The sequence below is a fragment of the Leifsonia sp. 71-9 genome, assembly GCF_001898805.1.
In the GTDB taxonomy this organism is placed as follows: Bacteria; Actinomycetota; Actinomycetes; order Actinomycetales; family Microbacteriaceae; genus Leifsonia.
Genome location: NZ_MKVJ01000014.1, coordinates 56792 through 79616, shown reverse-complemented (window position 1 = coordinate 79616; position 22825 = coordinate 56792). Strand labels below are relative to the sequence as shown.

General features: G+C 71.2%; 22 protein-coding genes. All 22 read left to right on the top strand.

Annotation, left to right across the window (positions count from 1 at the left end):
• Window positions 1–37 precede the first annotated feature (37 nt).
• The 22 genes from alaS (at window position 38) to BGO91_RS07500 (ending at window position 22796) form a co-directional block, all read left to right on the top strand.
• Entirely contained in the window at window positions 38–2695 is a 2658-nt protein-coding gene (alaS, locus tag BGO91_RS07605) for an alanine--tRNA ligase (protein WP_290472186.1), read from the top strand.
• 4 nt (window positions 2696–2699) lie between these two features.
• On the top strand, window positions 2700–3167 hold the full coding sequence (gene ruvX, locus BGO91_RS07600; protein WP_290472185.1) for a Holliday junction resolvase RuvX: 468 nt from the start codon (window positions 2700–2702) through the stop codon (window positions 3165–3167).
• Window positions 3168–3232: 65 nt separating this feature from the next.
• Window positions 3233–4669, top strand: a complete 1437-nt coding sequence (mltG, locus tag BGO91_RS07595) for an endolytic transglycosylase MltG (protein WP_290472184.1) — start codon at window positions 3233–3235, stop codon at window positions 4667–4669.
• Window positions 4662–5828 carry a shikimate dehydrogenase gene (locus BGO91_RS07590; RefSeq protein ID WP_290472183.1) on the top strand — a complete coding sequence of 389 codons (1167 nt, stop codon included), beginning with the start codon at window positions 4662–4664 and terminating at the stop codon, window positions 5826–5828. The genes mltG and BGO91_RS07590 overlap by 8 nt, the downstream gene beginning before the upstream one ends.
• A gap of 61 nt (window positions 5829–5889) precedes the next feature.
• The gene (aroC, locus tag BGO91_RS07585) at window positions 5890–7098 is read left to right on the top strand and encodes a chorismate synthase (protein ID WP_290472182.1); all 1209 of its coding nucleotides are present in this window, start codon (window positions 5890–5892) and stop codon (window positions 7096–7098) included.
• Between the two features lie 5 nt (window positions 7099–7103).
• The gene (locus BGO91_RS07580; protein WP_290472181.1) at window positions 7104–7601 is read left to right on the top strand and encodes a shikimate kinase; all 498 of its coding nucleotides are present in this window, start codon (window positions 7104–7106) and stop codon (window positions 7599–7601) included.
• Entirely contained in the window at window positions 7598–8683 is a 1086-nt protein-coding gene (aroB, locus tag BGO91_RS07575; RefSeq protein WP_290472180.1) for a 3-dehydroquinate synthase, read from the top strand. Before BGO91_RS07580 ends, aroB begins: the two co-directional genes overlap by 4 nt.
• A complete protein-coding gene (locus BGO91_RS07570; protein WP_290472179.1) occupies window positions 8683–9075 on the top strand; it encodes a hypothetical protein in 393 nt (130 codons plus the stop codon). The genes aroB and BGO91_RS07570 overlap by 1 nt, the downstream gene beginning before the upstream one ends.
• A gap of 5 nt (window positions 9076–9080) precedes the next feature.
• Complete coding sequence (locus BGO91_RS07565; RefSeq protein ID WP_290472178.1) at window positions 9081–9518, top strand: type II 3-dehydroquinate dehydratase; 438 nt, start codon at window positions 9081–9083, stop codon at window positions 9516–9518.
• A gap of 105 nt (window positions 9519–9623) precedes the next feature.
• The gene (gene efp / locus BGO91_RS07560; RefSeq protein WP_290472177.1) at window positions 9624–10187 is read left to right on the top strand and encodes an elongation factor P; all 564 of its coding nucleotides are present in this window, start codon (window positions 9624–9626) and stop codon (window positions 10185–10187) included.
• On the top strand, window positions 10187–10606 hold the full coding sequence (gene nusB, locus BGO91_RS07555; RefSeq protein WP_290472176.1) for a transcription antitermination factor NusB: 420 nt from the start codon (window positions 10187–10189) through the stop codon (window positions 10604–10606). The genes efp and nusB overlap by 1 nt, the downstream gene beginning before the upstream one ends.
• 45 nt (window positions 10607–10651) lie before the next feature.
• Window positions 10652–11359 (top strand): thioredoxin domain-containing protein, encoded by a 708-nt coding sequence (locus BGO91_RS07550; protein ID WP_290472175.1) that lies wholly within the window; start codon window positions 10652–10654, stop codon window positions 11357–11359.
• Between the two features lie 79 nt (window positions 11360–11438).
• A complete protein-coding gene (gene pyrR, locus BGO91_RS07545; protein ID WP_290472174.1) occupies window positions 11439–12023 on the top strand; it encodes a bifunctional pyr operon transcriptional regulator/uracil phosphoribosyltransferase PyrR in 585 nt (194 codons plus the stop codon).
• Window positions 12020–12970 (top strand): aspartate carbamoyltransferase catalytic subunit, encoded by a 951-nt coding sequence (locus BGO91_RS07540; RefSeq protein WP_290472173.1) that lies wholly within the window; start codon window positions 12020–12022, stop codon window positions 12968–12970. Before pyrR ends, BGO91_RS07540 begins: the two co-directional genes overlap by 4 nt.
• 7 nt (window positions 12971–12977) lie before the next feature.
• The gene (locus tag BGO91_RS07535) at window positions 12978–14300 is read left to right on the top strand and encodes a dihydroorotase (RefSeq protein ID WP_290472172.1); all 1323 of its coding nucleotides are present in this window, start codon (window positions 12978–12980) and stop codon (window positions 14298–14300) included.
• Window positions 14293–14838: a hypothetical protein gene (locus BGO91_RS07530; RefSeq protein ID WP_290472171.1), complete on the top strand. Its 546-nt coding sequence runs from the start codon at window positions 14293–14295 to the stop codon at window positions 14836–14838. The genes BGO91_RS07535 and BGO91_RS07530 overlap by 8 nt, the downstream gene beginning before the upstream one ends.
• A gap of 1 nt (window position 14839) precedes the next feature.
• A complete protein-coding gene (carA, locus tag BGO91_RS07525) occupies window positions 14840–16003 on the top strand; it encodes a glutamine-hydrolyzing carbamoyl-phosphate synthase small subunit (RefSeq protein ID WP_290472170.1) in 1164 nt (387 codons plus the stop codon).
• A complete protein-coding gene (gene carB / locus BGO91_RS07520) occupies window positions 16003–19281 on the top strand; it encodes a carbamoyl-phosphate synthase large subunit (RefSeq protein ID WP_290472169.1) in 3279 nt (1092 codons plus the stop codon). Before carA ends, carB begins: the two co-directional genes overlap by 1 nt.
• Window positions 19278–20150: an orotidine-5'-phosphate decarboxylase gene (pyrF, locus tag BGO91_RS07515; protein WP_290472168.1), complete on the top strand. Its 873-nt coding sequence runs from the start codon at window positions 19278–19280 to the stop codon at window positions 20148–20150. The genes carB and pyrF overlap by 4 nt, the downstream gene beginning before the upstream one ends.
• Window positions 20143–21069: a guanylate kinase gene (gmk, locus tag BGO91_RS07510; protein WP_290472167.1), complete on the top strand. Its 927-nt coding sequence runs from the start codon at window positions 20143–20145 to the stop codon at window positions 21067–21069. The genes pyrF and gmk overlap by 8 nt, the downstream gene beginning before the upstream one ends.
• Window positions 21070–21176: 107 nt before the next feature.
• The gene (gene rpoZ, locus BGO91_RS07505) at window positions 21177–21434 is read left to right on the top strand and encodes a DNA-directed RNA polymerase subunit omega (protein WP_021757903.1); all 258 of its coding nucleotides are present in this window, start codon (window positions 21177–21179) and stop codon (window positions 21432–21434) included.
• A 78-nt stretch (window positions 21435–21512) separates the two neighbouring features.
• A complete protein-coding gene (locus tag BGO91_RS07500; RefSeq protein ID WP_290472439.1) occupies window positions 21513–22796 on the top strand; it encodes a bifunctional phosphopantothenoylcysteine decarboxylase/phosphopantothenate synthase in 1284 nt (427 codons plus the stop codon).
• The last annotated feature ends 29 nt before the right edge of the window (window positions 22797–22825 follow it).

Below are 22825 nucleotides of genomic sequence, written 5' to 3'. Positions count from 1 at the left end.
CAACACCCACCCCCGCAGCTTCGACCGACCGGAACCCATGCAGACCGCTGAAATCCACCGCCGCTGGCTCGACTTCTTCGCGCAGCGCGGCCACACCGTCGTCCCGTCCGCCTCTCTCGTCAGCGACGACCCGTCGCTGCTCTTCACAGTGGCCGGGATGGTGCCGTTCGTGCCGTACCTGACCGGTGTGGTGCCGGCGCCGTTCCCGCGGGCGACCAGCGTTCAGAAGTGCATCCGCACCCTCGACATCGACGAGGTCGGCAAGACGCCGCGCCACGGCACGTTCTTCCAGATGTGCGGCAACTTCTCGTTCGGCGACTACTTCAAGGAGCAGGCGATCACGTTCGCCTGGGACCTGCTGACGACGTCGGAGGACGAGGGCGGCCTCGGCTTCGACCCGAAGGACCTCTGGGTGACCGTCTACGAGGACGACGACGAGGCCCGCGAGATCTGGGGCCGCGTCTCCACGCTGCCGCCCGAGCGCATCCAGGGTCTCGGCAAGGACACCAACTACTGGTCCACCGGCCAGCCCGGCCCCGCCGGCCCCTGCTCCGAGATCTTCTTCGACCGCGGCCCGGCCTACGGCATCGACGGCGGCCCGGCGACGGACGACGACCGCTATGTCGAGATCTGGAACCTCGTCTTCATGCAGTACCTCCGCGGCGAGGGCGACGGCAAGAAGGACTTCGAGATCCTCGGCGACCTGCCGAAGAAGAACATCGACACCGGCATGGGCCTGGAGCGCGTCGCGTTCATCAAGCAGGGCGTCGACAACATGTACGAGATCGACCAGGTGCGCCCGGTGCTCGACCGCGCCGCGCAGCTGGCCGAGAAGCCGTACGGCAACGAGTCCCACGAGGACGACGTGCGCCTTCGCGTCGTGGCCGATCACGTCCGCAGCGCGCTGATGCTCATGGTCGACGGGGTGACCCCGTCGAACGAGGGCCGCGGCTACGTCCTCCGCCGCCTCCTGCGCCGCACCGTGCGGGCGATGCGCCTGCTCGGCGTCGAGAGCGCGACCTTCCCCGAGCTGTTCCCGGCCTCGCGCGACGCCATGAAGGCGGCGTACCCGGAGGTCGCGATCGAGTTCGACCGCGTCTCGCAGCTGGCCTACGCGGAGGAGGAAACCTTCCTCCGCACCCTGGCCTCCGGCACGAGCATCCTCGACACCGCGGTCTCGAACACCCGCAACGCGGGCAAGAAGCAGCTCGCGGGCGACACGGCGTTCCTCCTGCACGACACCTACGGCTTCCCGATCGACCTCACGCTCGAGATGGCGGAGGAGGCCGGTCTGAGCGTGGACCGCGCCGCCTTCGACACGCTGATGGCCGATCAGCGCTCGCGTGCCAAGGCGGACGCCAAGGCGAAGAAGACGGCGCTGGCCGACCTCTCCGTCTACAGCGCCTTCCGCGCTCAGGGCGAGACGGTCTTCACCGGCTACACCGAGCTCGAGACGGAGTCGAGCGTGCTCGGCCTCATCGTCGACGGCAACTCGGTGAACAAGGCCGTCGAGGGCCAGGTGGCCGAGATCATCCTCGGGGCGACCGCGCTCTATGCCGAGTCCGGTGGTCAGGACGCCGACGCGGGCACGATCGTGGGGCCGGGCTACGAGCTCGAGGTCCTCGACGTGCAGAAGCCGGTCAAGGGCCTGATCAGCCACAAGGTGCTCGTCCGCAGCGGCGAGGTCGGGGTCGGCGCGCCGGCGACGAGCCTCGTCGACCACGAGTACCGCCGTGGCGCGCGCCAGGCGCACTCGGGCACCCACATCATCCACGCGGCGCTGCGCCAGGTGCTCGGCTCCAACGCGCACCAGTCCGGCTCCTACAACAAGGCCGGCTACCTGCGCCTCGACTTCTCCTGGAACCAGGCGCTCTCGCCCGAGACGCGCAGCGAGATCGAGGAGATCTCGAACAACGCCATCCGGCAGAACCTCGAGGTGACGACGCGCGAGCTGCCGCTCGACGAGGCGAAGTCGCTGGGCGCGATGGCCCTCTTCGGAGAGAAGTACGGCGACGTCGTCCGCGTGGTCGACATCGGCGGACCCTGGTCGCGCGAGCTCTGCGCGGGCACGCACGTCGCGGCCAGCGCCGAGATCGGGATGATCAACCTGGTCAGCGAGTCGTCCGTCGGCTCCACGAACCGTCGCGTCGAGTCCCTCGTCGGCCTCGAGGCGTTCCGCGACCTGGCGGTCGAGCGCACGATCGTGTCGCAGCTGTCGGGCGCTCTCAAGACCCCGCGCGAGCAGCTCCCCGAGAAGATCGCCGACCTGCTGGCGAACCTGAAGGCCGCCGAGAAGCGGATCCAGGCCTTCGAGGCCCGTGCGGTGCTCGACAAGGTGCCGGCGCTCATCGAGTCGTCGTCGCGTCGCGGGTCCTTCACCGTGGTGGCCGAGGACGCCGGCACGCTGGGCTCGGCCGACGACCTCCGCCTGCTGGTCACGACCGTCCGCGAGCGTCTGGGTTCCGACCCGGCCGTCGTGGCGCTGGCCGCGCAGGCCGGCGGCAAGCCGGTCGTGATCGTGGCGACCAACCAGGCCGCTCGCGACGCCGGTGCGAACGCCGGTGCGCTGGCGAAGTCGGCCGCGGGCGTGCTGGGCGGCGGCGGCGGCGGCAAGGCCGACCTGGCGCAGGGCGGCGGCACGGACGCGGCGGCCATCCCGGCGGCGCTGAGCGCGGTCGTCTCGGCGATCGGATAGCCGGATGCGCACCGGTGTCCGGCTCGGCATCGACGTCGGCAAGGTGCGGATCGGCGTCAGCCGGTCCGACCCGCACGGCATGATCGCGACGCCGGTGGAGACCGTCGCCCGCTCCGAGGATGCTGCGGATCGGCGGAGGATCGCCGACATTGTGACTGAACTCGGAGTTTTCGAGATTATCGTCGGACTGCCGTTGGCGCTCTCGGGCGCTCACACCGCATCCACCCAGGACGCGGTCGCGTTCGCCGAGGCACTGGACGCCGAGATCGACGTCCCGGTGCGCCTCGTCGACGAACGGCTGTCGACCGTGTCGGCCCATTCGGCCCTCCGCGCGTCCGGCAAGAATTCGAAAAGCGCGCGTCCGGTGGTGGATCAGGTGGCCGCCACGATAATTTTGCAGCATGCCCTCGACGCGGAGCGCGCCTCCGGCCGTCCGCCGGGCCAACCCGTCGAATCGAGCATTGGACCCTGAGTTTGTCGAAGAACCCCGAGGACCGGCCGGAGCCCCCCGTCTTCCCGGCCGTCAACCGGCAGCCGATGACCCGTCGCGAAGCGCGGGCGGCCCGGGAGGCGAACGGCGCCGGCGAGAACGGCGATGCGCAGCAGGCGGTGCCGCACGAGGACGTGCGCGCTCCCGAGGCTGAGCAGCGCGACGCGCTGGATCGCCTCGACTTCGATGCGGTGATCACCGGCCCGATCGCCCGGGTCGAGCAGCCGGAGCCGGAGCGGGAGACCGTGGGCGCCGCGGTCCGTCACGGTGCGGACGACTTCGAGGCCGACCATCCTGCGCGGGCCCTCTTCGGCGCGCTCGACAGCGAGCCGGCCGGGGACGATCCCGCGCCGCCGACCGGGGAGTCCCCGCTCGCCTGGCGGCAGCAGAACTACCTCTCGCACGAGGAGCCGAAGCGCAAGCGACGCTGGATCAAGCCGCTCGTGGTGGTCGTCGTCATCCTGGCCGTGCTCGGCGGGATGGTGGGCGCCGCGTACTCGATCTTCCAGCCCCAGGTGGCGCAGCTGGTGAACGCGCTGACGCCGAAGGACGACGACTACCCGGGTGACGGCACCGGCGAGGTCATGTTCAGCATCGTGTCCGGTGACACGGGTTCGGACATCGCGACCAACCTCCACAAGGCGGGTGTCACGAAGTCGTACGACGCGTTCTACACGCTGCTGCTGCGGCAGAAGCCGGAGCCGGAGTTCCAGCCGGGCGTCTTCAAGCTGAAGAAGCAGATGAGCGCGAACGCGGCGCTCGTCGCCCTGCAGGACACGGCGAACCGCGTCGAGAACACCGCGGTCATCCCCGAGGGCACCGCCGAGGCCGACGTGCTGCAGACCGTGGCCGATGCGACGAAGATCCCGCTGGCGGACCTCCAGGCGGCCGCGGCGACCCCCGCCGACTACGGAGTGCCGGCGGAGGCGAAGACCCTCGAGGGCTTCCTGTTCCCCGCGACGTACACGTTCCCTCCCGGCATCACGGCCCACGACGCCATCAAGACCATGGTCGACCGGATGTTCCAGTCGCTGGATGCCGCGGGCGTCGCACCGGCGAACCGCTGGAACACCATCGTCCTGGCCTCGATCGTGCAGCGCGAGGCGGGCCTGAAGGACGACTATCCCAAGGTGGCGCGCGTCTTCCTGAACCGGCTCGACCAGGGCTGGGACCTGCAGTCGGACGCGACGGTGGCGTACGGCACCGGAAACACCCATCGGGTCGAGACGACCGACGCCGAGCGCGCGGACGCGAGCAACCCCTACAACACCTACGTGCACCCCGGCCTGCCGGTCGGCCCGATCTCGAACCCGGGAGACCTCGCGATCAACGCGGTCGTCCACCCGGCGGACGGCCCGTGGATGTTCTTCGTGACGTGGAACCTCCAGACCGGCGAGACGATCTTCTCGACGACCGAGGCCGAGCACGAGGCCGCCGTGGCCAAATGGCAGCAATGGATGAAGGACAACCCCGGTTATGAGTGACACCCCGCAGACCCCGCGCACGAACGACGAGGAGCCCGAGGGCGGCGCGTCGCTCGAGGACGGCGTCTCGGAGGCCGGTGCGGAGGCCTCGATCGCCGCCCTGGTCGAGGCCGAACGCGAGGCGGAGGCCGAGGAGGCCGCCGTCGCCGAGGCCGAGGAAGCGGCCGAGCGCGAGGAACCGGAGGACGACGAGCCGGAGGCTGCGGAGTCCGAGGACGTCGAACCCGCACCGGAGCTCGAGTCGGCTCCGGTGAAGAAGGCGGTACCCGCGAAGGCCGAGGCGAAGAAGGCCGCACGACCGGCCCGCCTCTCCCTGGCCGTGCTGGGCTCGCCGATCGCGCACTCGAAGTCCCCGGCGCTGCACGCGGCCGCGTACGGCGTGCTGGGCCTGGACTGGTCCTACGAGCCCGTCGAGGTGACCGAGGACGCCCTGGCCGAGTTCGTCGACGGTCTGGGGGAGGAGTGGCGCGGGCTGTCCCTGACGATGCCGCTCAAGAAGGCGGTCGTCCCGCTGCTCACCGAGATCGACCGGGTGGCGGAGCAGACCGGCGCCGCCAACACCGTGCTCTTCGACGGGGAGTCCGTGCGCGGCTTCAACACCGACGTGTCGGGCATCGTCCGTGCCCTCGCCGGCGCCGGAGTGACCTCCGCCCACTACGTCCACATCCTGGGTGGCGGCGCGACCGCGGCGTCCGCTCTCGTCGCGGCCGCGGAACTCGGGGCCGAGCGCGTGGACGTGCACGTCCGCGACCTCACGCGCAGCGTCTGGCTCGAGCCGCTGGCCCACGAGCTCGGCCTGATGGTGCGGCTGCGCTCGCTCGCCCAGGCGGACCGCTCGCTCGACGTCCCGCAACTCGTCATCAGCACCCTCCCGGGCGGCACGCGTCCCGAGGTCCTCTACACCGACTCCACCCGCCGGCGGGCCGTGCTGCTCGACGTTGCGTACGAGCCGTGGCCGACCCCGCTGGCGGCGTCGTGGGGCGCGGTCGGGGGCACCGTCGTCTCCGGGCTCGCCATGCTCGCCCACCAGGCGCTCCTGCAGGTGCGCATCTTCGTCTCCGGGGATCCGCTGGAGCCGCTCCCGGACGAGGAGGCCGTGCTCGCGGCCATGCTCGACGCGGTCGGCATCGATGCGGCGGGCGTTCCGCTGGAGGCCTGACGGAGGCCCGACGGCCGTCACAGGGCGCGGACGCCCTCGGTCGCTGTGCCACAATCGAAGCATGCTTCGTTGGCTCACGGCCGGGGAATCCCACGGCCCCGAACTCATCGCCGTCCTGGAGGGTCTCCCTGCCGGGGTCCCGGTCTCGCTCGACGCCATCCGCGCCGATCTGGCGCGCCGCAAACTCGGCTATGGTCGCGGCGCGCGGATGAAGTTCGAGCAGGACGCGCTCGACATCTCGGGCGGCGTCCGCCACGGCTCCACCCTCGGCAGCCCCATCGCCCTGCGCATCGGCAACACGGAGTGGCCGAAGTGGGTCGACGTCATGAGCGCCGAGCCCGTCGAGCCCGAGAAGCTCGCCGGCGGCCGTGGAGCGGCGCTGACGCGTCCGCGCCCCGGGCACGCCGACCTGGTCGGGATGCAGAAGTACGGCTTCGACGAGGCCCGCCCGGTCCTGGAGCGCGCGAGCGCCCGGGAGACCGCCGCCCGCGTCGCGCTCGGCGCCATCGCGCGCTCGTTCCTCGCCGAGCTGGGGATCACCCTGGTCAGCCACACGCTCTCGATCGGTCCGGTCCGGGTCCCCGAGGGGTCGCCGCTGCCGACGCCGTCGGACGTGGACACGCTCGACGCCGATCCGCTGCGCTGCTTCGACCCGGCCACGTCCGAGCGGATGGTGGCCGAGGTCGACTCCGCACACAAGGACGGCGATACCCTGGGCGGCGTCGTCGAGGTGCTCGCGTACGGCGTCCCGCCGGGCCTCGGCTCGCACGTCCACTGGGACCGCCGGCTCGACGGCCAGCTCGCGGCCGCGCTCATGGGCATCCAGGCCATCAAGGGTGTGGAGGTCGGCGACGGCTTCCTGACGACCACCCGCCGCGGCTCCGAGGCCCACGACGAGCTCCTCGCGGAGGACGGCACGATCGTGCGCACCAGCGACAAGGCCGGCGGCACCGAGGGCGGGATGAGCACGGGAACGGTCCTGCGGGTCCGCGCCGGCATGAAGCCCATCGCGACCGTGCCGCACGCGCTGCGCACCATCGACATCGCGACGAGCGAAGCGGCGGCGGCGCACCACCAGCGCTCCGACGTCTGCGCGGTGCCGGCGGCCGGCGTGGTCGCGGAGGCGATGGTCGCCCTCGTGCTCGCCAACTCGGTCCTCGAGAAGTTCGGCGGGGACTCCCTGCCCGAGACCGCCCGCAACCTGCGCGGCTACCTGGACGCCATCCCGCAGAACCTGGCGACCGAGCGCGTCAGCGCGCCCTACGCCTGAACGCCGTGACGATCGTCCTGATCGGCCCGCCGGCGGCGGGCAAGACCCGGCTGGGCAAACGCCTCGCCAAGCGGCTCGGCCTGACGTTCATCGACACCGACGCGCGCGTCGTCGCCGACCACGGCCCCATCTCGGAGATCTTCGCCGACCACGGGGAGCCGCACTTCCGCGCCCTGGAGCGTGCGGCGGTCGCCGCGGCGCTGGGCGAGGGCGGGGTGGTCTCCCTGGGCGGCGGGGCGGTGCTCGATACCGACACCCGGGCCGATCTCAGCCGTCGCCGCGTCGTGCTGCTCACGGTGCAGCCGGAGGCCATCGCGCAGCGGATCACCGGCGGCAAACGCCCGCTGGTGTCCGACATCGAATCGTGGAAGCGGCTCGTCGCCGAGCGCGCCGAACTGTACGCATCGCTCGCGGATTACACCGCGGACACCTCGTCCCGTCCGATCGACGCCATCGTGGAGGAGATCGCCGAATGGGTCGAGCAGGAGGAAGGACACCGATGACCGACGCCGACACCCCCACCGAGATCCTCGTCGCGGGGGACGACCAGTACCCCGTGGTCGTGGGGCGCGGTGTGCGCTTCGACCTCGCCGACCACCTGGGCTCCGGGGTCAACAAGGTGCTCCTGGTGCACCCGCCGACGCTGGGCGCCGCGGCCGCCGAGCTCCGTGAATCCCTGCTCGGCCGGTACGAGGTGCTCCTCGCCGAGGTGCCGGACGCCGAGGCCGCGAAGCGGGTGGAGGTCGCCGCGTTCCTCTGGGGCATCATGGGCCAGGCCGACTTCACCCGGTCGGACGCCGTCGTCGGCTTCGGCGGCGGTGCCGTCACCGACCTCGCCGGCTTCGCGGCCGCGACCTGGCTGCGCGGCGTGAAGCTCGTCCAGGTGCCGACCACGCTGCTCGGGATGGTGGATGCGGCGGTCGGGGGGAAGACCGGCATCAACACGGCCGAGGGCAAGAACCTCGTCGGCGCGTTCTACGCGCCCGCCGCGGTCGTCGCCGACCTCGACACCCTCGCCTCCCTCGGCCGCAACGAGATCCTCGCCGGGTTCGGCGAGGTCGTGAAGTACGGCTTCATCGCCGAGCCGGAGATCCTGGACATCATCGAGCGGGATGTCGCCGTCGCCACCGATCCCGAGTCGCCCGAGTTCCGCCGCCTCGTCGAGCTCTCCATCGGCATCAAGGCGCGTGTGGTGGGGGAGGACTTCACCGAGCAGGGCCTGCGCGAGATCCTCAACTACGGCCACACCCTCGGCCACGCGATCGAGCACGCCGAGCGCTACCAGTGGCGGCACGGCGCGGCCGTGGCCGTGGGAATGGTCTACGCCGCCGAGCTCGGCCGCCTGAGCGGGCGCCTGTCGGACGAGGCCGTCGACCGCCACCGCCGCATCCTGGAGTCCCTCACGCTGCCGACCACGTATCCGCTCGGCCGCTGGCAGACGCTCCTCGCGACCATGCAGCGCGACAAGAAGGCGCGCGGCAACCTCCTGCGCTTCATCGTGCTCGACGACATCGGCCGCCCGACCGTGCTCGCCGGCCCCGACCAGAGCCTGCTCTTCGCGGCGTACCAGGAGATCGCGTCCTGATGGCCGAGCGGAGCGTCGCGCAGAAGCTGCTGGTGAAGGAGGGCGACGTCCTCCACCTCGGCGGTGCGACGCCCGAGCTCGCGGCCCTCGTCGAGCCCTTGCCCGCGGGTGTGACGGACGGCCCTGCCGCCGACGCCTCGGTCGCGGTCGTCTTCGTGAGCACCCGTGCCGAACTGCTCGAGCGGTTCGGCACGGAGCTGCCGCAGCTCGGCCGCGCCCGTGCCGTCTGGTTCGTGTACCCGAAAGGCAACCGCGCCGACCTCAACCGCGACACCATCATCGCGGAGTCCGGGGCGTTCGGCTGGCGACCGATCAGCAACGTCTCCGTCGACGACGTCTGGTCTGCGGTGCGCGTCCGCCCCCTGACGGACGCCGAGGCACCGGTAGGGTGAACGGCATGAGCAGCGTCCTCGTCCTGAACGGCCCGAACCTCGGCCGGCTCGGCACCCGCGAGCCCGACGTCTACGGGTCGCAGACCCTCGACGACCTGGGCCGGCAGCTCCAGGAGGACGCGCCCGAGCTGCGGATCGACCTCCGCCAGACGGACGCCGAGGCGGAGCTGATCGGCTGGCTGCACGACGCCGCCGACACGGGTGCCCCCGTCATCCTCAACGCGGGCGCGTGGACCCACTACTCGTACGCCCTGCGCGACGCGGTCTCGCTGGTGACCTCGGCCGGGGGCACGGTGATCGAGGTGCACATCTCGAACCCGCACGCCCGCGAGGAGTTCCGCCACACGAGCGTGATCACGGCCGTCTCGACCGGCGTGATCGCGGGTTTCGGCTTCGAGTCGTACCGGCTCGCGCTGGCGTACATTCGCCGAAACGGGCGCTGACGTCTAGAATCTTTCCCGGGCCGCTGCTTCGCGCGCGGCGATGTGGACCGCTGACGCCCGCGGCATCCACCCGGAACTCTTTCGCAAACTGAATGGATCTCGCGCATGGCATCGACCGCTGACATCAAGAACGGCATCGTCCTCAACATCGACGGACAGCTCTGGAGCGTCATCGAGTTCCAGCACGTGAAGCCGGGCAAGGGTGGCGCGTTCGTCCGCACGAAGCTCAAGAACGTCACGACCGGCAAGACCGTCGACCGCACGTACAACGCCGGCGCCAAGATCGACATCACCAACGTCGACCGCCGCGACTACCAGTACCTGTACCAGGACGGCGCCGACTTCGTCTTCATGGACACCAGCGACTACGACCAGATCACCATCCCGGGCCCGATCGTCGGCGACTCCGCCAACTTCATGCTCGAGAACCAGAACGTGACCGTCGCGCTGCACGAGGGTTCGCCGCTCTACGTCGAGCTGCCCGCCTCCGTCGTGCTGGAGATCACCTACACCGAGCCGGGCCTGCAGGGCGACCGCTCGACCGGCGGCACCAAGCCCGCCACGGTCGAGACCGGCTACCAGATCCAGGTCCCGCTGTTCCTCGAGACCGGCACCAAGGTCAAGGTCGACACCCGCACCGGCGACTACCTCGGCCGCGTCAACGACTAGTGAGCGCCCGGACCAAAGCCCGCAAGCGCGCGCTCGACCTGCTCTACAGCGCCGACCTGCGTCAGACCCCGCTCCGGCAGGCCCTCGCGACCGAGGCCGAGCGCGCGGCGATCGAGCCCGCGCGTGAAGCCTCCTGGCTGTACGCGCGCGAGATCGTCGACGGCGTGATCGACCACCAGGACGAGATCGACGAGCAGATCGAGACCTACGCGCAGGGCTGGACCCTCGCGCGGATGCCCGCCGTCGACCGCGCCATCCTGCGCATCGGCGTGTGGGAGCTGCTGTTCAACGACGCCGTGCCCGAGGGCGTCGCGATCTCCGAGGCCGTCGAGGCCGCCACGGTGCTCTCGACGGACGACTCCGCCGGCTTCGTGAACGGGCTGCTCGCGAAGATCGCCCAGAGCAACACGACCAAGTAGCGCGACACCACCAAGTAGATCCACCGCTCCAACCGAAGGGACGACGTGAAGCGCACCCGCCGCATCCTCGCCGCCACCGTCCTGGCCGCCGCACTGTCGATCGGCGTCTCGGCCTGCTCCGTGTTCGCCGACACCTCGGTGCCGGTCGCGACCGCGAAGGCGCCGACCGGCGTCGACGGTGCCGTCAACTTCGACGACCGCTACATCTCGGCCGGCACCGGCCAGAAGAAGGTCGACCTCTGGTTCGACGCGATGTGCCCGGTCTGCGGCGCCTTCGAGAAGGCGAACGGCGACACGATCGAGAAGGCGGTGAAGGACGGCTCCATCACGCTGCGCCTCCACCCGCTCACCTTCCTCGACGCCGCCTCCAGCGGGACCGGCTACTCGACGCGCGCGGCCGCGGCGCTCACCTGCGTGGGCGTCCACGACAAGGCGCGCGTGCTGGACTACTACCAGGCGCTGTTCACGGACCAGCCCGAGGAGAACTCGAAGGGTCTGACCGACGACGAGCTCGCGAAGCGGGCCACCGATCTCGGCATCACCGACATCTCCGGCTGCCTCGAGCGCAGCGGCTCCTACCAGGCGTGGGCGCAGGCCAACACGGCGCACTCGCAGAGCGGCCCGATCGTGGTGGACGGCAAGAAGGCCCTCGACAAGATCGAGGGCACCCCGACGGTCCTGGTCGACGGCAAGCAGTTCACCGGGAGCATCAGCGACGCGACCGCGTTCGAGAAGTTCCTGAACGACAAGTGATCGGTGCCGGGCTGATATGCTCGGATCTCGGTAGACATCCTTTAATGAGCCGTCCTGTGAGGCGGGGAAGGAGGTCGGCATGACAGTGCGCACCGTGCTGCAACAAGCTGACATCGCCCGGGCACTGACCCGGATCTCCCACGAGATCCTGGAGTCGAACCGGGGAACGAACGACCTGGTGATCCTCGGCATCCCGACGCGCGGCGTCGAACTCGCCCGCCGGATCGCCGAGACCATCCAGCGCATCGAGCCGCAGGCCGTCGCTTCGCCCGCCGACATCGTCGGCGCGCTCGACGTGACGATGTACCGCGACGACCTGTCCCGCAACCCGATCCGCACCCCGCAGCCCACGTCGCTGCCCGGGCCGATCGACGGCAAGACGGTCGTGCTCGTGGACGACGTGCTCTTCTCGGGGCGGACGATCCGCGCCGCGCTGGACGCGCTGAACGACCTGGGGCGCCCGCGCGCCGTCCGGTTGGCGGTGCTCGTCGACCGCGGTCACCGCGAGCTGCCGATCCGCGCGGACTACGTGGGCAAGAACCTGCCCTCCGCCGCCTCCGAGCGCATCTTCGTTCGCCTGGAGGGCGTGGACGGCCAGGAGTCGGTGACCATCGAGTCGCCGGCCGATGCGACCGCCGCCGACAGTGCGGAGGCCGGCGCATGAGGCACCTGCTGTCGACCAAGACCCTCTCCCGCGAGGACGCCATCCGGCTGCTCGACGTCGCCGAGGACATGGCGGACGTGCAGGAGCGCGAGGTCAAGAAGCTCCCGACCCTCCGCGGCAAGACCGTCGTGAACCTCTTCTTCGAGGACTCGACCCGCACCCGCATCTCGTTCGAGGCGGCGGCGAAGCGGCTCTCCGCCGACGTGATCAACTTCTCCGCCAAGGGCTCCAGCGTCTCGAAGGGCGAGAGCCTGAAGGACACGGCCCAGACCCTGGCGGCCATGGGAGCCGACGCCGTGGTCATCCGCCACGGTTCCTCCGGCGCACCGCAGACCCTCGCGACGAGCGGCTGGATCGACGCCGGGATCGTGAACGCCGGCGACGGGATGCACGAGCACCCCACGCAGGCGCTGCTCGACGCCTTCACCATGCGGCGGCGTCTCCACGGTGCTGCGTCGCGCGGGCACGATCTCGACGGCGTCACCGTGACGATCGTGGGCGACATCCTGCACTCCCGCGTCGCGCGGTCGAACGTGTGGCTGCTGCGCACCCTCGGCGCACAGGTCACGCTCGTCGCGCCGCCGACCCTGCTGCCGGTGGACGTGACCGGCTGGCCGGCGGCGATCGGCTACGACCTCGACGCCGCGATCGATGCGGATCCGGACGTCGTGATGATGCTGCGCATTCAGGGCGAGCGGATGAACGCCGCCTTCTTCCCGAACCCACGCGAGTACTCGCGGCGCTGGGGCCTGGACGACGAACGGCTCGGGCGTCTGCGCACCGATAGCATTGTGATGCACCCGGGCCCGATGAACCGAGGGCTGGAGATCTCCGCCGCAGCGGCGGACTCGCCCCGCTCGACGGTCAGGGAGCAGGTGGCGAACGGCGTGTCCGTGAGGATGGCGGCGCTCTACCTGTTGCTGTCCGGTGGCGAGCGGGAGGCGTAAGACGACGATGGACGAGAAACTGGCCGAGAAGTATGTGATCGCGGGCGCGACGCTCGCCGACGGCACGCGTGCCGACCTCCTGATCGACGACGGCCGCATCGCGGAGGTGGGCTCCGGCCTCTCCGCCGCGGGCGCGTCGCGGATCGACGCCGACGGGCTCCTGGCGCTGCCGGGCCTCGTCGACCTGCACACCCACCTGCGCGAGCCCGGCTACGAGCAGAGCGAGACGGTGCTGACCGGGACGCGCGCCGCCGCGGCGGGAGGCTTCACCGCGGTCTTCGCGATGGCGAACACCTCCCCGGTGGCCGACACCGCGGGTGTCGTCGAGCAGGTGCTGAGCCTGGGGGAGTCCGCCGGGTACGCGACCGTGCGCCCGATCGGCGCCGTGACCGTGGGACTGGAGGGCGAGCGCCTGGCCGAGCTGGGCGCGATGGCCGACTCCCGCGCCCGGGTCCGCGTCTTCTCCGACGACGGCAAATGCGTCTCCGACCCGCTGCTGATGCGCCGGGCCCTCGAGTATGTCAAGGCATTCGACGGCGTCATCGCCCAGCACGCGCAGGAGCCCCGGCTCACCGTCGGCGCCCAGATGAACGAGGGCGCCCTCTCGGGCGAGCTCGGACTCGCGGGCTGGCCGGCGGTCGCCGAGGAGTCGATCATCGCCCGGGACGTGCTCCTGGCCGAGCACGTCGGCTCGCGGCTGCACGTCTGCCACGTCTCGACCGCCGGGTCGGTCGACGTCATCCGCTGGGCCAAGGCCCGCGGCATCGACGTGACGGCCGAGGTCACGCCGCACCACCTCCTCCTGACCGAGGAGCTGGCGGCCGGCTACGACGCGCGCTACAAGGTGAACCCGCCGCTGCGCCGCGCGGAGGACGTGGAGGCGCTGCGCGCCGGACTCGCGGACGGCACCATCGACATCGTCGCGACGGACCACGCCCCGCACCCCGTGGAGTCGAAGGACTGCGAGTGGGACGCGGCCGCGTTCGGGATGGTCGGGCTGGAGTCCGCCCTCTCGGTTGTGCACGCGTCGGTGGTCGGCAACGGCCTCCTGGACTGGGCCGACGTCGCCCGCGTGCTGTCGTCGACGCCCGCGCGGATCGGCCGGCTCGCCGGCCACGGGACGCCGATCGAGGCCGGAGCGCCCGCCGAGCTGCTCCTCTACGACCCCACCGCGTCGCGCTCGTTCGCGACCGGTGACCTCGCCGGGAAGGGCGTCAACTCGCCCTACCTGTCGATGACCCTCCCGGGGCGCGTCGTCGCGACGTTCCACCGGGGCTACGCGACCGTGCTCGACGGCACGGTCGTCGATCTGGAGGCCGCCCGTGGATAAGTTCCTGCCGACCCTGGGCGTCGCGATCGTCCTCGTCCTCATCCTGCTGCTGGCCTTCTGGGGCTGGCGACGACGCGTGCGGCGCGACGTGCCCGCGGGCGGCGGCCACCCGGCCCCCGCCCAGCTCGGCGCACCGACCGCCGCTGCCGATGTGCTCTACGTCGCGACCACCAAGGCGGGGGAGCAGCTCGAGCGGCTCGTCCTGCCGGGTCTGACCTACCGCGGGAAGGGTTCGCTCAGCGTCTCGCCCGAGGGGATCTCGATCCGGGTCGCCGGCGAGCAGCCCGTCTTCGTCCCCGCCTCGACGCTCACCGGCGTCGGCGCGGCCACCTTCACCATCGACCGGGTGGTGGAGCGGGATGGACTGCTCCGGTTCGGCTGGACCACCAGCGGCGGGGTTCCCGCCGACAGCTACTTCCGGGTCGTCGACCCGGCCGGCCGCGACACGGTGACCGCGGCCATTCAGGACATCCTCCCCGGCGCGACGTCGTCGGGGAGCACGACGGGCCCCGAGGGCCCGGAAGATCAGGAGGTGTGACGTGGCGGCGAATCAAGCAGTCCTCGTCCTCGAAGACGGGAAGCGCTACGTGGGCAAGGCCTACGGCGCCATCGGGCGGACGCTCGGCGAGGCGGTCTTCTCGACCGGCATGACCGGCTACCAGGAGACGCTCACCGACCCGTCGTACGCGGGTCAGATCGTCCTCATGACGGCCCCGCACATCGGCAACACCGGCACCAACGACGAGGACATGGAGTCCCGCCAGATCTGGGTCGCCGGCTACGTCGTGCGCGAGCCCAGCCGGGTCGTGTCCAACTTCCGCGCGCAGCGCAGCCTCGACGACGACCTGGTCGCCCAGGGCGTCGTCGGCATCAGCGGCATCGACACCCGCGCGGTGACCCGGCACATCCGCTCCGCAGGCGCCATGCGCGCCGGGATCTTCTCGGGCGCGGACTCCGAGCTCTCCGACAGCGAGCAGCTGGAGCTGGTGCGCAACGCCGCCGCGATGAGCGGCCGCAACCTCTCCGCCGAGGTCTCGACCGTCGAGCCGTACACCCTCCCCGCCGTCGGCGAGAAGGTCGGCTCGGTCGCGGTGCTCGACCTCGGCGTGAAGAAGTCGACCCTCGAGAACCTCGCCGGTCGCGGCCTCGACGTGCACGTGCTCCCGCAGCAGGTGTCGGCGCAGGATGTGCTCGACCTCGGCGTCTCCGCCCTGTTCTTCTCGAACGGCCCCGGCGACCCGCAGGCCTCGGACCGCCACGTCGCGCTCCTGCAGGAGACGCTGCGCGCCGGGCTGCCGTACTTCGGCATCTGCTTCGGCAACCAGCTGCTCGGCCGTGCGCTCGGGCTCTCGACCTACAAGCTGCCGTTCGGCCACCGCGGCATCAACCAGCCGGTGCTCGACAAGCGCACGGGCCGGGTCGAGATCACCGCGCAGAACCACGGCTTCGCCGTGCAGGCGCCGATCGACGCGGAGTTCGACTCCCCGGCCGGCTTCGGCCGCGTCGAGGTGAGCCACTTCAGCCTCAACGACAACGTGGTGGAGGGGCTCAACTGCCTCGACCTGAACGCGTTCAGCGTGCAGTACCACCCGGAGGCGGCGGCGGGCCCGCACGACGCCAACTACCTCTTCGACCGCTTCCTCAGCATGATCACCGGTCGCGAGACCGCGGACGCTGAGCCCACCAAGGAGGCCGGCGCCTGATGCCGAAGCGCACCGACATCTCATCCGTCCTGGTCATCGGCTCCGGCCCGATCGTCATCGGCCAGGCCTGCGAGTTCGACTACTCCGGCACCCAGGCGTGCCGCGTGCTCAAGCAGGAGGGCGTCCGCGTCATCCTGGTGAACTCGAACCCGGCCACGATCATGACCGACCCCGACTTCGCGGACGCCACCTACGTGGAGCCGATCACCTGGCAGGTCATCGAGACCATCATCGCCAAGGAGAAGCCGGACGCCATCCTGCCGACCCTCGGCGGCCAGACCGCGCTCAACGCGGCCATGCAGCTGCACGAGCACGGCATCCTCGAGAAGTACGGCGTCGAGCTCATCGGCGCGAAGTTCGAGGCGATCCAGAAGGGCGAGGACCGCCAGATCTTCAAGGAGCTGGTCATCGAGGCCGGCGCCGAGGTGGCCCGCTCGCACATCGCCCACACCGTGGAGGAGGCGCTCGAGTACGCCGAGGACCTCGGCTACCCGCTCGTCGTCCGCCCGTCGTTCACCATGGGCGGCCTCGGTTCGGGCTTCGCCTACACGCCGGAGGAGCTGCGCCGCATCGTCGGCGACGGCATCCACCAGAGCCCCACCAGCGAGGTGCTCCTCGAGGAGTCGATCCTCGGCTGGAAGGAGTACGAGCTCGAGCTCATGCGCGACACCTCCGACAACACGGTGGTCGTCTGCTCGATCGAGAACGTCGACCCGGTCGGCGTGCACACCGGCGACTCGATCACGGTCGCGCCGGCGCTCACCCTCACCGACCGCGAGTACCAGAAGCTGCGTGACATCGGCATCGACATCATCCGCGCGGTGGGCGTCGACACCGGCGGCTGCAACATCCAGTTCGCGGTGAACCCGGAGAACGGGCGCATCATCGTCATCGAGATGAACCCGCGTGTCTCGCGCTCGTCCGCGCTGGCGTCGAAGGCGACCGGCTTCCCGATCGCGAAGATCGCGGCGAAGCTGGCCATCGGCTACCGCCTGGACGAGATCCCGAACGACATCACCGGCGTCACCCCGGCGAGCTTCGAGCCGACCCTCGACTACGTCGTGGTCAAGGTCCCGCGCTTCGCGTTCGAGAAGTTCCCGGCCGCCGACCCGACGCTCACCACGACCATGAAGTCGGTCGGCGAGGCGATGGCCATCGGCCGCAGCTTCTCCTCGGCGCTGCAGAAGGCGCTCCGCTCGCTCGAGAAGCGCGGCTCGTCGTTCCACTGGGGCACGCAGACGCGCACCGTCGAGGAGCTGCTGGAGTCCATCCGGACGCCCACCGATGGCCGCATCGTCGACGTGCAGCAGGCGCTCCGCCTCGGCGCGACGCCCGAGCAGGTCTTCGAGTCGACCAAGATCGACCCCTGGTTCATCGACCAGATCGTGCTGATCAACGAGGTCGCCGAGCAGATCCGCGACGCGGACACCCTCGACACCGACACGCTCCGCTACGCGAAGGACCACGGTTTCTCCGACGCTCAGATCGGCGAGCTCCGCGGCTTCGGCGAGGCCGACGTGCGGGAGGTGCGCCACATCCTCGGCGTCCGCCCGGTCTACAAGACGGTCGACACCTGCGCGGGCGAGTTCCCCGCGCTCACGCCGTACCACTACTCCAGCTACGACCTGGAGACGGAGGTCGCACCGAGCGATCGGCGCAAGGTCGTCATCCTGGGCTCCGGCCCGAACCGCATCGGGCAGGGCGTCGAGTTCGACTACTCCTGCGTGCACGCGTCGTTCGCGCTGCACGACGCCGGGTTCGAGACGATCATGATCAACTGCAACCCGGAGACGGTCTCGACCGACTACGACACCAGCGACCGCCTGTACTTCGAGCCGCTGACGCTCGAGGACGTGCTGGAGGTCATCCACGCGGAGTCGCAGTCCGGCGAGCTCGTCGGCGTTGTCGTGCAGCTCGGCGGCCAGACGGCCCTCGGCCTGGCGAAGGGGCTCGAGGCGGCCGGCGTGCCGATCCTCGGCACCACGCCCGAGGCGATCGACCTGGCGGAGGAGCGCGGCCTGTTCGCCGAGATCCTCGACAACGCCGGCCTGCTGGCCCCGCGCAACGGCACCGCGATCGACTTCCCGAGCGCGGCCCAGGCGGCGGAGCAGATCGGCTACCCGGTGCTGGTGCGCCCGAGCTTCGTGCTCGGCGGCCGCGGCATGGAGATCGTCTACGACACCGCGTCGCTCGCGGACTACTTCGAGCGCGTCGCGGGCCAGGGCATCGTCGGACCGTCGCACCCGCTGCTGGTTGACCGCTTCCTCGACGACGCGATCGAGATCGACGTCGACGCGCTCTTCGACGGCGAGCGGCTCTACATCGGCGGCGTGATGGAGCACATCGAGGAGGCCGGCATCCACTCCGGCGACTCGAGCTGCACCCTCCCGCCGATCACGCTCGGCCGCCGCGAGATCGACCGCGTGCGCGAGGCGACCCTCAAGATCGCCGAGGGCATCGGCGTGCGCGGCCTGCTCAACGTGCAGTTCGCGATCGGCGCCGGGGTGCTCTACGTGCTGGAGGCCAACCCCCGCGCGTCGCGCACGGTCCCGTTCGTCTCGAAGGCGCTGGGCATCCCGCTGGCCAAGGCGGCCTCCCGGATCATGGTCGGCGACACCGTCGACGGCCTGATCGCGGAGGGCATGCTCCCGGAGCAGGACGGCTCGGTCATCCCGATGGACTCGCCGGTGGCGGTCAAGGAGGCGGTGCTGCCGTTCAAGCGCTTCCGCACCCGCGACGGAAAGATCGTCGACTCCGTGCTGGGGCCGGAGATGCGCTCGACCGGCGAGGTCATGGGCATCGACAAGGACTTCCCGACCGCGTTCGCGAAGAGCCAGGCCGCGGCCTACGGCGGCATGCCGCTCACCGGGACGGTCTTCGTCTCCGTCTCGGACCGCGACAAGCGCGCCATCGTGCTGCCCGTGCTGCGGCTCAAGCAGCTCGGCTACGAGATCCTGGCCACGGAGGGCACCGCGGAGGTGCTCAACCGCAACGGGATCGAGGCCCGCGTCGTCCGCAAGTACAGCGAGTCGCCGGACGACTCGATCGTCGACCTGATCACCCGCAGCGCGGTGGATGTCGTGATCAACACCCCGAGCGGCGGCACCTCGCGCGCCGACGGGTACGAGATCCGCGCGGCCGCGGTGGCGGGGGACAAGCCGCTGTTCACCACGATCGCCGAGCTGAGCGCCGCCGTCGCCTCCCTCGACGCCGTGCGCGAGGGCTTCGAGGTGACCTCGCTGCAGGAGTACGCGCTGCAGCGGGCGTCGCGCGCATGACCGCTGTCGGCGCAGCGTTCGGCGACCGCCTCGCGCAGGCGTTCGCCGAACGCGGCCGGCTGTGCGTCGGCATCGACCCCCACGCGCACCTGCTCGCCGACTGGGGCCTCCCCGCCTCGGCGGCGGGCGTGCGCGAGTTCGGCCTGATCGCAGTGGAGGCCGCGGCCGGCCGGGCGGGACTGGTCAAGCCGCAGGTGGCGTTCTTCGAGCGGTTCGGCGCGGCGGGCTACGTCGCGCTGGAGGAGGTCATCGCCGCCGCGCGCGCCGCGGGCCTCCTGGTCATCGCGGACGCGAAGCGCGGCGACATCGGCACCAGCGTCACCGCCTACGCGGAGTCCTGGCTCACGCCGGGGTCGCCGCTGGAAGCGGACGCCCTGACGGTCTCCGCGTTCCAGGGCGTGGGGTCGATCGCCGAGCCGATGCGCCTCGCCGAGGAGCACGGCAAGGGGCTCTTCGTCCTCGCCGCGACCTCCAACCCGGAGGCCGCCGTCGTGCAGCAGGCGGTCGTCGCCTCGGGTCCGCGTGCCGGGATGACCGTCGCGCGTGCGATCATCGAAGACGTGCACGAGTTCAACCAGCAGCAGCCGGCGCACGCCTTCGGCACCGTCGGGCTGGTGCTCGGCGCGACCGTCGACCTCGCCGCGTACGGCATCGACACGGACGGCGCCCCGGTCACGCCGGCGTTCCCCGTCCTCGCCCCGGGCTTCGGCCACCAGGGCGCGCGCGTCGAGGACGCTCCGCGTCTGTTCGGCACGCTGGCTCCCGGCGTCATCGTGAGCGAGTCCCGCGGCCTGCTGAGCGCCGGTGCGGACGGCCTCGCCGACGCCGTCGCGCGCCGCGCGGAGGAGGTGCGCGTCAGCCATGGCTGAGACCGCCTCCCGTCGTCCCGCCCCGCCCGACGTCGACCGCCGCGCCGCCTCCGAGGCCGCCGTCGCCGCCCGCCGCGCCCGGGCCGCGGTGAAGAAGTCGATCGCCTCCCGCGAGGTGTCGCCGCTCACCGTGCTCGACCACGCCACCGCGAATCCCGACGGCGTGGAGGGGCGGCTCCGGGTCACGGAGTTCCTGCTCAGCGTCCCCGCCATCGGCACGACGAAGATGAACGAGGCGCTCACCGCCCTCGGCATCTCGCCGGCCAAGCGGCTGGGCGGCCTCGGCCGCCACCAGCGACTGCGCCTGCGCGACTTCCTCATCGAGCGCGAGAACAAGGCCGGGCGCCAGCGCAACCAGCTGGTCGTCCTCGCCGGTCCGACGGCGGTCGGCAAGGGCACCGTCTCGACGTACATCCGCGAGAACTACCCCGACGTCCTGCTCTCGGTCTCGGCGACCACCCGGGCCCCGCGGCCCGGCGAGGTCGACGGCGTGAACTACTACTTCGTCGACGACGCCGAGTTCGACCGGATGATCGAGGAAGGTGAGCTGCTCGAGTACGCGACGGTCCACAACGCGTACCGCTACGGCACGCCGCGCGGTCCGATCGAGAAGGCGCTCGACGCCGGCAAGAGCGTGCTGCTGGAGATCGACCTGCAGGGCGCGCGGAGCGTGCGGGAGAGCATGCCCGAGGCGCGACTGATCTTCCTGCTGCCTCCCACCTGGGAGGAACTCGTGCGCCGGCTCATCGGCCGGGGCACCGAGGACTCCGCCGAACAGGCCCGCCGGCTCGAGACCGCGAAGGTCGAGCTGGCCGCCCAGGACGAGTTCGACCACCGCGTCGTGAACCATGACGTCGCCGAGGCCGCCCGCGAGGTCGTAGACTTGATGAAGGTCCGCGCGGCGCCGTCGCGTCCGTAGACCGCCATCGTCGCGCCGCACCCGGCGCCGGCCGACGCACGTCGGCCGCCCAGAACGACCAGGCCGGCCACGGTCTTTCCACAGAACAGCTGAAGGAGTCCCTCCGCATGGCAACCAGCAACAACGGCATCATCGACCCGCCCATCGACGACCTGCTCGCCAAGGTCGAGTCGAAGTACGCCCTGGTGATCTTCGCGTCCAAGCGCGCCCGCCAGATCAACGACTACTACGCCGACCTCCACGAGGGCAGCCTGTTCGACAACGTCGGCCCGCTCGTCGACTCCTCGGTCGACGACAAGCCGCTGTCCGTCGCGATGCACGAGATCAACGAGGACAAGCTCGTCCTGAAGCCGATCGTCGAGTAACGAGCGACGACACCGCCGGGCACGGCCCGGCCCGAGCTGGACTCTGCCGTTGAGGGGGGTGGCGCCGTGAGCGCACGTTTGACCATCGTCGTCGGAGTGACCGGGGGCATCGCCGCGTACAAAGCGGTGGGTGTCATCCGGGCGCTCGTGCTCGACGGGCACTCGGTGCACGTCGTCGCGACGGAGGCCGCACTGCGGTTCGTCGGCCGCCCGACGCTCGAGGCGATCAGCCGCAACCCCGTCGCGACGGACCTCTACGAGGGCGTCGCCGAGGTGCGGCACGTCGCCCTCGGGCAGTCCGCCGACCTCATCGTCATCGCCCCCGCCACCGCGAACACGATCGCGAAGCTGGCGGCGGGCATCGCCGACGACCTCCTCGGCAACACCGTCCTCGCCTCCACCGCCCCGCTCGTCATCGCCCCGGCGATGCACACCGAGATGTGGCGCAACGCCGCGACCGTCGCGAACATCGCGACGCTCCGCGGCCGCGGCGTCCACATCGTCGGCCCGGCGAGCGGCCAGCTCACCGGCGCCGACTCGGGCCCCGGCCGCATGGAGGAGCCCGAGGTCATCGCCCGTGCCGCGTTGCGCGCTGCGGGCGTCTCGCCCCGCCCGGCCGCGACTCCCGCCCCGGAGCCCGTCGCCGACGTGGTGGTGCTCTCGGAGCGCCGTCGCGCGAACGAAGCGGCGCGCCTGCCGCGCGGCGGCGTCGACCTCGCCGGGCGCCGTGTCGTCATCAGCGCCGGCGGCACCCGCGAGCCCCTCGACCCCGTCCGCTTCCTCGGCAACCGCTCGAGCGGCCGCCAGGGCGTCGCCCTCGCGAGCGCGGCGCTGGCTCGTGGCGCCGAGGTCGTGCTGGTGGCCGCGCACCTCGAGGTCGATCCTCCCGAGGGCGTCGAACTCGTCGAGGTGCAGACCGCCCTCGAGCTGCAGAGCGCCGTCGCTGAGGCGGCGCGCTCCGCCGACATCGTCGTGATGACCGCGGCCGTGGCCGACTACCGGCCCGCCGAGACGCGCGACGCCAAGATCAAGAAGTCCGAGGCGGGGGAGACCCTCACCCTCGAGCTCGTCGCCAACCCCGACATCCTCGCCGGACTCGCGCACGACAAGCGCGACGGGCAGGTGCTGGTCGGCTTCGCGGCCGAGACCGAGCCCGACCCGTCCGCCCTGATCGAGCTCGGCCGCGGCAAGCTCGCCGCGAAGGGCTGCGACTTCCTCGTCCTGAACCAGGTCGGCTGGACCCAGGGCTTCGCAACGGAGAGCAATGAGGTCGTCGTCCTGCGGAAGGGCGGAGATATAGTGATGGAGGCCTCGGGCACCAAGCTGTCGGTGGCCGATCGTATCCTCGACGTCATCGCCTGACGCCCGTCGCGACACCTCGCTGGACCCAA

What these genes read in the sequence shown, in the direction of transcription:
- ruvX (WP_290472185.1), top strand. Translation starts at nt 2,700, where the DNA reads ATGCGCACCGGTGTCCGGCTCGGCATCGACGTCGGCAAGGTGCGGATC.
- BGO91_RS07570 (WP_290472179.1), top strand. Translation starts at nt 8,683, where the DNA reads ATGGCCGAGCGGAGCGTCGCGCAGAAGCTGCTGGTGAAGGAGGGCGAC.
- rpoZ (WP_021757903.1), top strand. Translation starts at nt 21,177, where the DNA reads ATGGCAACCAGCAACAACGGCATCATCGACCCGCCCATCGACGACCTG.
- carB (WP_290472169.1), top strand. Translation starts at nt 16,003, where the DNA reads ATGCCGAAGCGCACCGACATCTCATCCGTCCTGGTCATCGGCTCCGGC.
- aroB (WP_290472180.1), top strand. Translation starts at nt 7,598, where the DNA reads ATGACCGACGCCGACACCCCCACCGAGATCCTCGTCGCGGGGGACGAC.
- alaS (WP_290472186.1), top strand. Translation starts at nt 38, where the DNA reads ATGCAGACCGCTGAAATCCACCGCCGCTGGCTCGACTTCTTCGCGCAG.
- gmk (WP_290472167.1), top strand. Translation starts at nt 20,143, where the DNA reads ATGGCTGAGACCGCCTCCCGTCGTCCCGCCCCGCCCGACGTCGACCGC.
- pyrR (WP_290472174.1), top strand. Translation starts at nt 11,439, where the DNA reads ATGACAGTGCGCACCGTGCTGCAACAAGCTGACATCGCCCGGGCACTG.
- pyrF (WP_290472168.1), top strand. Translation starts at nt 19,278, where the DNA reads ATGACCGCTGTCGGCGCAGCGTTCGGCGACCGCCTCGCGCAGGCGTTC.
- efp (WP_290472177.1), top strand. Translation starts at nt 9,624, where the DNA reads ATGGCATCGACCGCTGACATCAAGAACGGCATCGTCCTCAACATCGAC.
- BGO91_RS07565 (WP_290472178.1), top strand. Translation starts at nt 9,081, where the DNA reads ATGAGCAGCGTCCTCGTCCTGAACGGCCCGAACCTCGGCCGGCTCGGC.
- BGO91_RS07535 (WP_290472172.1), top strand. Translation starts at nt 12,978, where the DNA reads ATGGACGAGAAACTGGCCGAGAAGTATGTGATCGCGGGCGCGACGCTC.
- BGO91_RS07540 (WP_290472173.1), top strand. Translation starts at nt 12,020, where the DNA reads ATGAGGCACCTGCTGTCGACCAAGACCCTCTCCCGCGAGGACGCCATC.
- mltG (WP_290472184.1), top strand. Translation starts at nt 3,233, where the DNA reads ATGACCCGTCGCGAAGCGCGGGCGGCCCGGGAGGCGAACGGCGCCGGC.
- BGO91_RS07590 (WP_290472183.1), top strand. Translation starts at nt 4,662, where the DNA reads ATGAGTGACACCCCGCAGACCCCGCGCACGAACGACGAGGAGCCCGAG.
- aroC (WP_290472182.1), top strand. Translation starts at nt 5,890, where the DNA reads ATGCTTCGTTGGCTCACGGCCGGGGAATCCCACGGCCCCGAACTCATC.